Origin of the sequence: Limnospira sp. PMC 1279.21 (assembly GCF_032349615.1) — a bacterium.
Lineage (GTDB): Bacteria > Cyanobacteriota > Cyanobacteriia > Cyanobacteriales > Microcoleaceae > Limnospira > Limnospira fusiformis.
Genome location: NZ_JARPLU010000152.1, coordinates 1 through 10,885, shown reverse-complemented (window position 1 = coordinate 10,885; position 10,885 = coordinate 1). Strand labels below are relative to the sequence as shown.

Sequence of the window (10,885 nt, the reverse complement as noted above, 5' to 3'; positions counted from 1 at the left end):
TTTATACCGTATTGCCGTAAAATGTTAACCTAATTTGAGATTAAATCATGCTCCTCAATTCTAGCAAATCTGCATCAACGGCGATCGCACCGGGTGAAATGGCGATCGCACCAGGGGAAGCCATGGGAGGACATAGTAACCGGGTAGAAGCAGTAGCGATAAGCCCGTTGGGCATAGCTTCGCTTACCGACCCCGACGGGAAACCATCTTCAACAGGCGATCGCCCAAATCCAACAACTCCCACCCGACCAACAAGATGCGATCGCGGCTCGATTTTTGGCAGAGGACAACATTGGCAGGCTCAGGGAAGTCTACCCGCTTTCCAAGAGCGCGATCGCGCTATGCTCAATCTGCCTGAGAGCCGCGATAATGGATAGAATGAGTACAAAGTTCTGGGTGAAGTGGCAATGACTGAGTTGCTTGAGGGTGCGATCGCCTAATTGAAAACTTTGCCTGCTGATGAGCAAGATGCGATCGCTTCGCGCTCTGGGATAATTCATTCTCCCGGTCTCCCGATATTCTTGCCAAACTAGCAGATACAGAGATAGATTTTCACCGATTTTCTGACAGTTGAAACAACAAAGAGGTCACTTATGCAAAACTCTCGTCATGTTTCCTTACTAACAAATGGACAAGATCAAGTCCTAACCATTCCCCATGAACTTGCCCTATCGGGTACAGAAGTTTTGTTACGCAAAGCAGGTCATCGCTTAATCATTGAACCCATTCCTGCTAATTCTCTCCTTTCTTTGCTAACTACGTTGCCAGACATTACGGATGATTTCCCTAATATAGATGAGGGGTTACTTCCCCTTGATGACATCACACTTTAGTACCACCCAATGACCTATCAATACCTCCTTGATACAAATATCCTGTCAGATTTGGTCAGACATCCTCAAGGTCGGATTTTCCAGCATATTGTAGATGTCTGGGAAGACAGCGTTTGTACTAGCATCATTGTGGCGTGTGAACTACGATGAAGTTAGATAATTGGTTGCTTTGAAAATACAAGATTTGGCATAGGATGTCTTTGGTTTAAGCGAAGAGCATGATTTAATCTCAAATTAGGTTAATTCCTACTGTCTAAGATGGAGTTGGTTGAGGCTATAAACTTAACACTTTAAAGACGACAGATAGTAGTAGACACCCGGTTTCCGAGGTGGCAGGCGAGCCAGGTGCAGAAACCGGGTTTTTTAACTATTCTGGATGAATTTAGCGGAAAAGTACATCTGATCGCATTGTCAGGGTCAGATCTTGTTCTGGGTTAATCACAACGACATCCACCTGACCGCGACCAATGAAGACTCCCGCCAGAGCCCCTAGTCCCGCGCCGCCGAGAACTTCCTCAGTGGCGATCGCTTTATCTCCGAGTACCCCCGCCAAAGCCGCCGCCGCCGCCGCACCCACAGCAGCACCTTTAAGGATATTACCAGCAGAAGGACCACGACGGACGGTTTCCGTGCGGGTGACAACGTTAGAATTAGCATCAAGACGATATCGGCGATTGTTGCTGATAATCACCTCATTAGCCACAAACTGAGAACCACCAGAAGCGGGTCGCAATTCCCCAACAATTTCCGCCCCTGCGGGTATCCAAACCCGTCCTTGGTTAGTACGGATATCTTGGGCGACTACCATAGTCAGAGCGGTCGTTTCTGTGGGGGTGAGAACGATTCTATCAGCTTCTGGGTATTCCACGGGGATAGTTGTTCCGGCGGAAATTCTTTCCCGTTGTAGAGAACCCGGTAATTGTTGGGCGCGCGCTACGGTTTGATGCAGCAATAGAGGGGCTGCTAGTCCAGTAGTTAAACCGAGGGTGAGGAAGATAGATGTAGCAGAACGGTAGAGTTTTTGGTGGAACATAGTTTACATTATCCTCGGGTGTAAATTAATTGATTTGTCTCTATTGACGTGGGTTGTTTGAATTTAGTTCACAATTTCTGGAGAAATTTGTTTAACCCGGACAGTTAAAGTTGGCAAAAAGCTGACGGAAACGGCGATCGCTTAGTTGAGCGACAGGGTAGGTTAATTAGGCTGTACTGGCGGTATTTAGCACATCAGCGCTCACCCTGTCTCTATAGTCTATCTGGGTTAAATATTAACCGAGATTTTAGGGAACAGGCACAGAATATTCTCTTTCTCGGACGGCGGGACCTCTGACCACAATGCGGAAGCGACGAGACGGGGGGAGGTTGGCGATTAAATCGAATTTACCTTCAGAATCCGTGACGATCGCCCGATTATCAATATCAACTATATCCATCGGATCAACTTGTCCTACAATTCTAGCTCTCCTAGGGCTAAGTCGCGTTACCTGAAACACTTGTAAATCAGACAAAGGTGGAGTTAGATCAGGAGCAGTGGGAGGTAGGTTAAGGTTAACTACGGAGGATTTTTCTCTGTTAATTTGGGTTTCTTGTCCCTCTGCGGAAGCGCCCACAATACCTTCAACGGTGCTAATACCCGTTTTACCATCTGGTCCAACATCGACCCCAAAGGAAGTTCCCCTAACTCCGGCGACAGTTACAGGGGTTTCTACTCGAAAAGGGGAGGTTTCCACAGACTCTTCAGAGTTTTGGGAGTCTTGGCTAAATATTCCTTCCCAGTTTAGGGCGGCGATTTCCTGGGGGGGGTGAGAAGCGGTAGAATTACGGAATGGGGCGCTAACAAAACGGGCGATGGAAGACCTAACCCGACCTTTGGAAATAAAAACAACGGTTTCTTGGTTAGGGTCGAGTCCTGGTTGTCCTGATAGGCTTCTAATTTCCAGGGTGGTGTTTTCTGCTAATTCCAAAACACCGATATTGCTATCTACTCGTAAAATAGCGATCGCACGTCTTCCGGTTGTGATCACGTCTCCCACCCCTAAGCGATCGCCAAATTGGGCTGGTCTACCATTAATGGTAACTCTCCCCTGGAGTTCCTCTACCATCAAACTGCGGGTGGCGGTCCGGTCAACCTGGGATAATGGGGAGGTATTAGCGATCGCCGGTTTAATAGCCCCGAAGATACCTAATTCCATCATGGTAATGGCGATCGCCGTCATTCCCGGTATCAGAAAGAAGGCATACTTGAAAAAGTTGTCACCGTTGGGCTTTAGCCAACTCGTCCCTGTTGTTACCATTTTCCTAATTAAATCTATGCTGTCGCTTCAGTTTACGCAATTTACCCGCCGGGTTATCCCCTTAGTTGCTGTGGTCTCCTTAGCTTTAGTCGGATTTACTCCGATTTTAGTTGCCATAGGTGAGGAGGTTACTACCCCAGATCCACGTCTGACAGAGGCTGATACCGCTTTTGCTGCGGGGGTAAAATTAGTACAAGAGGGATCTCCAGAATCTCTACAACAAGCCCTGGTTGAGCTTAACCAAGCCCTAATATTGTATCAACAACTGGGTTTAGGGTCTCAGGCGGCTGAGACTTTCCTGGGTTTGGGATTAGTTTATAAGACCTTGGGGGACTTGCGAGCCAGTTTAGAGGCTTATCAGGAGGCTTTGAGTTATTATCAGAGTAGCGATCGCATTTTGGATGCTGCCTATAGCCTCAACCAAATTGGCAAAATTCACTATGAGTTAGGGAATTATCAGAAAGCAGTTGAAGTCTATCAACAGGCGATTATTTTTTATACTCAAGGGGGAGATCTCCGGGGGAAAGCCTACGCTTTAAATAATTTGGGGGCGGTTTATGAACCTTTAGGGAAGTTTCAAGAAGCCCTGGAAGCCTACACCCAAGCCTTAGAATTACACGAACGGGCTAATAATAGGGTAGGATTGGCTAGTAGTCTGAATAATTTGGGTTTGCTTTATGATGCTTTGGGAAATTTTGAACTGAGTTTAGATTATTATAAGCGATCGCTTAGTTTGTGGCAAGAGTTAAATGATGTCCGTGGCGAAGCTAGTACCCTCAATAATATAGGGTTATATCATGAGTCTCAGGATGATTTCCAGCCGGCTTTACAAAGTTTTCAACAGGCTTTAGGACGATATCAGGAAATTGGCGATCTTCGCGGAGAGGCTACTACTCTTAATAATATTGGCTTTACCTATACTAGGTTGGAAAACTGGAATGCTGCACAACAGTCTTATCAGCAAGCCTTACCTTTATGGGAGGAAATTGGCAACCGTAGCGGACTGGGAAGCACTTTAAATAATATCGGTGTGGTTTCTGCTGCACTGGGAGAGTTTGACCGGGCTTTAGAATTTTATCAGCAGGCTTTAGTTATACGCCAAGAAATTGGCGATCGCTCTCGGGAAGCCCTATCTTTATATCGAATAGCGATCGCCCAGAGGGAATTAGGTAATCAAGATGATTCTTTAATGGCTATTCAAGCCGCTATTGAGATTATAGAAGACTTGCGGACTAATGTAGTTAGCCAAGATTTAAGAACCTCATTTTTTGCATCCAAACAAGAATATTATGAGTTTTATATTGACTTGTTAATGGACTTCCATCAACAAAATCCGGGACAAGGATATGATGGTTTAGCCTTAGCAGTTAGTGAACGAGCAAAAGCGCGATCGCTTTTAGATTTACTAGCCGAAATTTCCGGAGAAGTTCAAGGAGGTATTGACCCGCAAATACTAGCTGAAAAACAACAAATTCAGCAACAATTAGCCGCTGCAGAAGAACGTCGCATTCAACTACTCAGTCAACAACATACAGACTCTCAAAAAACCGCCATTGATAATGAATTAGAACAGCTACTAATTAAATACCGCAGTATTTTCGGTCAAATTCGCGCTACCAGTCCCCGCTATGCCGCCCTAACTCAACCAGAACCCTTAAATTTAGCCGAAATTCAAGAAAGCGTTATCGACAAAGACAGTGTATTGTTGGCTTATTTTGTTGGAGAAAAACGGAGTTTTCTCTGGATAGTTACTCACAACTATATTAGTAGTTATGAACTCCCAGGTCGAGAAGTTTTAGAAGCCGAAACCAAGAGGTTTAGGGATAGTTTCATTTTTGGCAATCTCAGAATTAGACGAACTTTAGCAGAAAATGCTGGTAAAAACTTGGGTCAAATTCTCCTCGAACCCTTATCTAATTATACTGATAAAAGTCGGGTTTTAATAGTACCTTATGGAGTCTTAAACTTTGTTCCTTTTGTCGCCCTCGCTTATCAATCCAGTGATGAAGAATATCGACCATTAATTATTACCAGAGAAGTCGTAACTCTCCCATCTGCTTCCGCTTTAGCGGTTCTGAGAAATGAACTTTTTGGCCGGCAACCAGCAGAAAGATACTTAGCAATTTTGGCAGATCCGGTGTTTGGCACTAATGATGAAAGATTGCATAATAATAATGAGATTACTTCAACTTCTTTGCCTCCTGATTTAGAGCAATCGGCGCGAGAGTCCGGCATCTTATTTGACCGCCTACCTTTTACACAGACGGAAGCCGAACAAATTGTATCTTTATTTCCCGCAGAATCTTTTAGCAAAGAATATGGTTTTGCGGCTACCCGCGAGGTGGCTATCAGTGATAAAATGAGTCAGTATAGAATTATTCATTATGCTACTCATGGGATACTCAACAGCCAAAATCCTGAACTGTCTGGCTTGGTGCTTTCCTTGGTTAATCCTGACGGTCAGCCTGTCAATGGTTTTGTGAGACTACATGATATTTTTAACCTAAATTTACCCGCTGATTTGGTGGTTTTAAGTGCCTGCGAAACGGGTTTAGGGCAACAGGTTAGGGGAGAAGGTTTGGTGGGACTTACGAGGGGATTTATGTATGCTGGCGCGGCGCGTGTGGTGGTGAGTTTATGGAGTGTAGATGACCAAGCTACAGCAGAATTAATGGTGTTATTCTATCGTTATATGCTCGACAATGGTCTCTCCCCCGCCGCCGCACTTCGTCAAGCACAAATTGAAATCTGGCAAAACTCTCAATGGCATTCTCCCTATTATTGGGCGGGTTTTACTATTCAGGGAGAATGGCAAAATTAGCGAGATGGTGGGTACGCGATCGCTTCATAATCACCAACCCAGGAAGTGATGAACCGCGTATTATATTAAGGATTGATGAACTGGTAGCGTCAGACCCTTGTATAATAAGTGTTATGGGAATGAATGAACCTGACGCACCAGATAGTCAATTATGGAATTGTACGCGATCGCTTGCTCATCAAAGACCTAGGAAGTGATGAACTGCGTACCTGATTAAGGATTCAATTAAAAATACTCAGATTAAGCGATCGCACTATTTCTTCAATTAAAAATAAACCGGCTACTGAATTTCCGGTATCATCAAGAGGAGGACTATAACAAGCGATCGCCCCCCAACCGGGAATCACCGATAAAACCACCCCACTGACTCCCGACTTAGTAGGGACTCCCACCCGGACCGCAAATCGACTAGAGGCTTCATATAACCCACAGGTCATCATCAATGCTTTCACCTGTCTACAGGGTTCTATCCAAGTCGGTTGAGGAGGCTGCAATAATAACATCCCCAATTTAGCCAGATCTTCCACTGTGGCAGACAAACAACAAATATGATTGTAAGCATCAATAGCAGTGATCGCATCAGAAATAGTCCCCCGGTGATATAATTCCGTAGTGATGGCATCATTACGAGAATTGGGGGCCGAACGCACAGAATTGAGCGTATCGTGATCCAATTGCAGACAACAGCCGCCCCAATGATTTAACCAATCACATAATACTTGGCATCGTGTTTGTCCATCAGGGCCAGGAAGCAACGCCGATAAAGCGATCGCACCACTATTAATCATAGGATTACGGGGCCAGCCACCATCAGCCTGCAATTGTTCCAGAGAATTGAACGGGTAATCAGAAGGTTCCATTCCCACCTGTGCAAATATGCGATCGCCCCCCAACTCTACCAACATATACAACAACAGAAATGGCTTAACCACACTCATCAGGGAAAATCTCAGATCACCATTGCCTAATAAATAACAGTTCCCCTGGGAATCTAAAACTTGAACTGCGAATGCCTTGGGACAGGCTATGGCTAACTGAGGAATATAGGTCGGTAAACTGCCTTCATCGCTGCGAGACTTAGCAGCTTCAACCCATGTCTCTAGTTGCACCAGGTTTAAACTCAATCTTGCCCGACTATTCATAGGCTTATAGATTAACCAAAACTCTATTATCTATTTTGACTCCGATTTGGGAGAGTTATATAAACCACCAGATTGAGTTTGTTATCTGTTGGCTGCTATAGTTTCTCTGAACTGCGCCGGAATATGGCAAGATGGGTTAGGGAAAAAAATAATAATTTATGCTGAATTTGTCCAAGTCCATAATGAATACCTGTAAACGCTGGCTGAAAACTGGCCTGATTGCCCTATTGCTGTGTGTTCTTTCCGTCGGTCTGAGCGCCGCTTGGTGGGATGGCGGCAATAGTACGCCAAAACGGGAAAGTGTCTTACCTGCTGGTAATGCTATTACTGATGGTAAGGCTCTCCTGCGCTATGCTCTCCCTATTGACAATGAGCCGATTCGCAAATTTCAGGGTAGCCTTGAAGAGATTGCTGATCGCATTAGGGGTAAACGCTGGAGTCCTATTAAGGGAGATATTACCACTGCTGCTAGGATTCTATCTATCAATGAAGGGGATATTTTGGCTAGTATCCCCGACGCGCGCCAAGCTGAAGCTAAGGCTATTATTGAGGAACTCAGAGCCGAAATTGAGCGAATGCGATCGGCTTTGGATGTTAAAGATGGTGAAACACTTCTAGAAACCCGCGCCTCTATGTTGTCTCAGGTGACTCAGCTTCAGGAAATGATGGTTGGAGAATTTCCTTTTGAGGTCCCCGCAGAATATGCCAATATCCCCCAACTCAAAGGCCGTGCTACCGTCAAGATGACTACCTCTGAAGGCGATATTACCCTCGTCGTCGATGGTTATAGCGCTCCGGTAACGGCCGGTAATTTTGTGGATTTGGTGCAACGTGGGTTTTATGATGGGTTGGAGTTTATCCGCTCCGAAGAGTCCTATGTTTTGCAAGTCGGAGATCCACCCGGTCCAGAGGAGGGATTTATTGACCCCGACACAGGCGAATATAGGGCTGTTCCTCTGGAAATTTTGGTGCGTGGGGACGATGAGCCTACTTATGGGATTACCCTAGAGGCGGCGGGTCGTTATCGTGATCAGCCAGTTTTGCCCTTTTCTGCTTATGGAACTGTCGCTATGGCTCGTCCTGAAAGTGACCCGGACGGCGGCTCTTCTCAGTTTTTCTTCTTCTTGTTTGAACCAGAACTGACTCCGGCGGGACTTAATTTGCTTGATGGTCGCTATTCTGTGTTTGGATATGTGACCGAAGGTAAGGAAGTTTTGCGGAATTTGACACAGGGTGATGCGATCGCATCTGCTAAGGTCATTCAAGGGTTAGAAAATTTGGTTCAACCTAAGAAGTCCGCTTAACCAAGCCTTGAAAGTGGCAATTAATAAATTGCCACTACCCACTATTATCGATGATTGTACTCTCTCATCATTTGTGCCAGCTATTATGGCTATTTTAGAATTAGTATCTGTGGCTGCTTTGGGTGTTCTCGTGGGATTATTCCTGTTTAATATCAATTCTAAACGGGAAGAACAACGCCAGCTTGATCATGCTTTTTATCAATTAATTGAATCCCAAGATGGCGAAATTTCTTTAATTCAATTAGCCGCTTTGGCGCGGGTTAGTGCTGATGTCGCTCAAGAATATTTAGACCGACAAGCCGGGGTATTTGCTGCTATTCCTGAGTTTGATCAAGATGGTAATACCTTCTATCGATTTCCCCGCCTACGGCTTCCTAAGCAGTTTCCAGAGCGATCGCCTAATCAGGATTGGTAAAACCCCCACCATAAAATCAGTATATCTATAACCTGGTAATTACCGGAAAACTCAGGAAAATTTATACAAATAGCCATCTCTCCTAAAAACAGGTTTCAAATCTATTGGCTTCACTGAAAACTGAGTTTGGTCAGGTTTGGTTAAAACAAAACTGCCACGACTCGACGGGGTGATTCTACCGATTCCTTATGTCTTATGCTTGGCTATATCCCCGGTAAGCCATCCCTTAATTGGTTTTAATGGGTTATGGCGAATCGGAAGCCTCTTGTTAGGAGCCGCTTTTTGACGGCCACCACGCCCAAAACAAGTCATTAGTAGTGGCTGATGAGTTTTGATTTTCAACCGGGTCGGGGTGCTTTTTCCCACACAATCAGCGTCATCTAGCCAATGGGTTTTCGGTAGTCCTTGAACCGTCCGATTATATTTTGTTAAACCTCCAGTGCCAATTTCAATGGGTAATCCAGTTAGCTTCAGGCCGTTAAACAATGCCCATCGGGTAGAGTTGACGGCCGCCGCATTTTTCAGGGGGGCCTTGGCCTGAACTAGCAACCGCTTCAAGATTTCGGGTTTTTTTTCCAGAAACTGCTCGACTGCCTGAGAACCTTTTTTCTGATGGCATTTATGGCAAGCAATAGCCAGATTGCTAACTCGGTCGGAACCACCCTGGCTTTTTGGCTGAATGTGTTCGATTTCTAAAGGGATATTTTGGCCACCACAGTAGGCACACTGGTGTTGCCATTTCGTCAAGAGATATTCTCTCAACTCGTATCCAAACAACACCCCTTGCTGGTATTCAACTCCAGATATTTCCGGGTTGAGCAGCTTTTGGGTGTCAAACCGTACCAACTCCATTGATATGTCCGTTATCGGACATGAGGAAATCAGTCGATTTACCCAGGTCAAGGTGGTTTCAACTCGATGTTTGAGGCTGGGAGCCAACCATCCTTCTTGGCGCTTTCTGTTATTGAATCTGGCTTGACGGTAACGAGTTTTTCGGCAACGACGGTGGCGGCGAACCAGGCGACGTGCAGCTAACTTGGCTCGGATTCTATCTCCTCTATGAGCCAATTCAGCCCCCCAGATAACTGTACCTGTCTTCTGACTGACTAAGGCAATACCCGTCACTGATGCCCCTGGGTCTAACTTGACCCGTAATGGTTCATTGCCCGGGTTCTCAACGGTTTTCTTGAGGATAATTGTAAATGGATAAGTCCTAAAGACTGCGGCTAAACCCTGCTTCAAAGGCTTTCTGGCTCTAGCCGGATGAGTGGGACTTAACGGTTGCCCCAGTGTGTCAACCACAAAAACGTAATTTTGGTAATTTGGCATTTAAGCTATCTCCCAGATGGGGTAATGTTTGCCTCGGTCATGTTAAAGGGGCTTTTTACGTCTAGCTCACTCGAGATTGCCAATCCACTCATCTCGTTCCTTAAAGATAGACGACAGAGCAACAGGCTGGCGTTCACCTGTGGGTGTCATCACCCCCTTAACGTAGGTCTAATCCTAGACCTGCATCTTGCAGACTCTGTGAGGAGTAATTTCCGGCTCCTGCCGGAAATTACCGGATTTTATGCAAGAGTTAATAGCTGGTGGTCAACTGTTCGTTTTTTTTGATAAGTACAACGTTTGGGAAGAAAAAAATGTTATCATGGATACGAAAGGTGCGAAACGTTCGGGCATGAAATAGGGTTGAGATACCTGAAATAACCGCCCGGTAGGGACTTAAACCCCTCGGTTGAATATAAGGAGCGCACTCCTGAACATCCCTATAACTGTTTATATGTCCCGACGATTTGTATCATACGATACCAAATCAAGGCAGGGAACCCAGGGTCAAGGCACATTGTAACAAATCGTAATAATTCTTAACATAATGAGAAAGTTATGATAAAGGTGCTAAGGGTAAAAGCGATAGCCACCCCCAGTTTTGGGACTCACAATCCTAGGACTGAAGCGGGGAACGGAAGGCTCCGAGGTGTAACCTAACACCAGAATCGAGACCACTGCCAACCATCCATGATTAGGGAAACCGAATGTCTGGCTTGAACCATCGTCATTATTGAGTAGCGTAATAGG

At 45.4% G+C, this 10,885-nt stretch carries 11 protein-coding genes and 1 pseudogene; 7 read left to right on the top strand and 5 right to left on the bottom strand.

Features of this window, described 5'->3' with window-relative positions; all coding sequences use genetic code 11:
- Positions 1 to 47: 47 nt before the first annotated feature.
- The 3 genes from P5683_RS19050 to P5683_RS19040 all read left to right on the top strand — a co-directional run bounded on the left by P5683_RS19050 (position 48) and on the right by P5683_RS19040 (position 983).
- Positions 48 to 377, top strand: a complete 330-nt coding sequence (locus P5683_RS19050; RefSeq protein ID WP_315641971.1) for a hypothetical protein — start codon at positions 48 to 50, stop codon at positions 375 to 377.
- 216 nt (positions 378 to 593) lie between these two features.
- Positions 594 to 833 (top strand): antitoxin, encoded by a 240-nt coding sequence (locus P5683_RS19045; protein WP_006621216.1) that lies wholly within the window; start codon positions 594 to 596, stop codon positions 831 to 833.
- A 9-nt stretch (positions 834 to 842) separates the two neighbouring features.
- Positions 843 to 983 (top strand): hypothetical protein, encoded by a 141-nt coding sequence (locus P5683_RS19040; protein ID WP_006669848.1) that lies wholly within the window; start codon positions 843 to 845, stop codon positions 981 to 983.
- Between the two features lie 232 nt (positions 984 to 1,215).
- On the opposite strand, the gene P5683_RS19035 is transcribed toward P5683_RS19040, so the two are convergent.
- Positions 1,216 to 1,866, bottom strand: a complete 651-nt coding sequence (locus P5683_RS19035) for a hypothetical protein (RefSeq protein ID WP_006621217.1) — start codon at positions 1,864 to 1,866, stop codon at positions 1,216 to 1,218.
- Positions 1,867 to 2,113: 247 nt separating this feature from the next.
- Complete coding sequence (locus P5683_RS19030) at positions 2,114 to 3,127, bottom strand: FecR domain-containing protein (protein WP_235677617.1); 1,014 nt, start codon at positions 3,125 to 3,127, stop codon at positions 2,114 to 2,116.
- Between the two features lie 16 nt (positions 3,128 to 3,143).
- Here P5683_RS19030 and P5683_RS19025 point away from each other — a divergent pair, with 16 nt between their 5' ends.
- Positions 3,144 to 5,948, top strand: coding sequence for a CHAT domain-containing tetratricopeptide repeat protein (locus P5683_RS19025; protein WP_193520368.1), 2,805 nt, complete (start codon positions 3,144 to 3,146; stop codon positions 5,946 to 5,948).
- Entirely contained in the window at positions 5,936 to 6,145 is a 210-nt protein-coding gene (locus tag P5683_RS19020) for a hypothetical protein (RefSeq protein WP_155839087.1), read from the top strand. Before P5683_RS19025 ends, P5683_RS19020 begins: the two co-directional genes overlap by 13 nt.
- 24 nt (positions 6,146 to 6,169) lie before the next feature.
- Here P5683_RS19020 and P5683_RS19015 read toward each other — a convergent pair whose 3' ends face one another.
- Positions 6,170 to 7,090 (bottom strand): glutaminase, encoded by a 921-nt coding sequence (locus P5683_RS19015; protein WP_006621220.1) that lies wholly within the window; start codon positions 7,088 to 7,090, stop codon positions 6,170 to 6,172.
- A 158-nt stretch (positions 7,091 to 7,248) separates the two neighbouring features.
- Between P5683_RS19015 and P5683_RS19010 the strand changes: the two genes are divergently transcribed.
- Positions 7,249 to 8,394 carry a peptidylprolyl isomerase gene (locus P5683_RS19010; protein ID WP_008057492.1) on the top strand — a complete coding sequence of 382 codons (1,146 nt, stop codon included), beginning with the start codon at positions 7,249 to 7,251 and terminating at the stop codon, positions 8,392 to 8,394.
- A 7-nt stretch (positions 8,395 to 8,401) separates the two neighbouring features.
- Positions 8,402 to 8,809, top strand: coding sequence for a hypothetical protein (locus P5683_RS19005; protein WP_006621222.1), 408 nt, complete (start codon positions 8,402 to 8,404; stop codon positions 8,807 to 8,809).
- 51 nt (positions 8,810 to 8,860) lie between these two features.
- Here the strand turns inward: P5683_RS19005 and iscB are convergent.
- Together iscB and P5683_RS18995 are read right to left on the bottom strand one after the other, a co-directional pair.
- Positions 8,861 to 10,138, bottom strand: a pseudogene (gene iscB / locus P5683_RS19000) (RNA-guided endonuclease IscB).
- Positions 10,139 to 10,705: 567 nt separating this feature from the next.
- Positions 10,706 to 10,885, bottom strand: a 180-nt coding sequence (locus tag P5683_RS18995) for a hypothetical protein (protein WP_315641969.1), incomplete at its 5' end; no start/stop codon positions are given.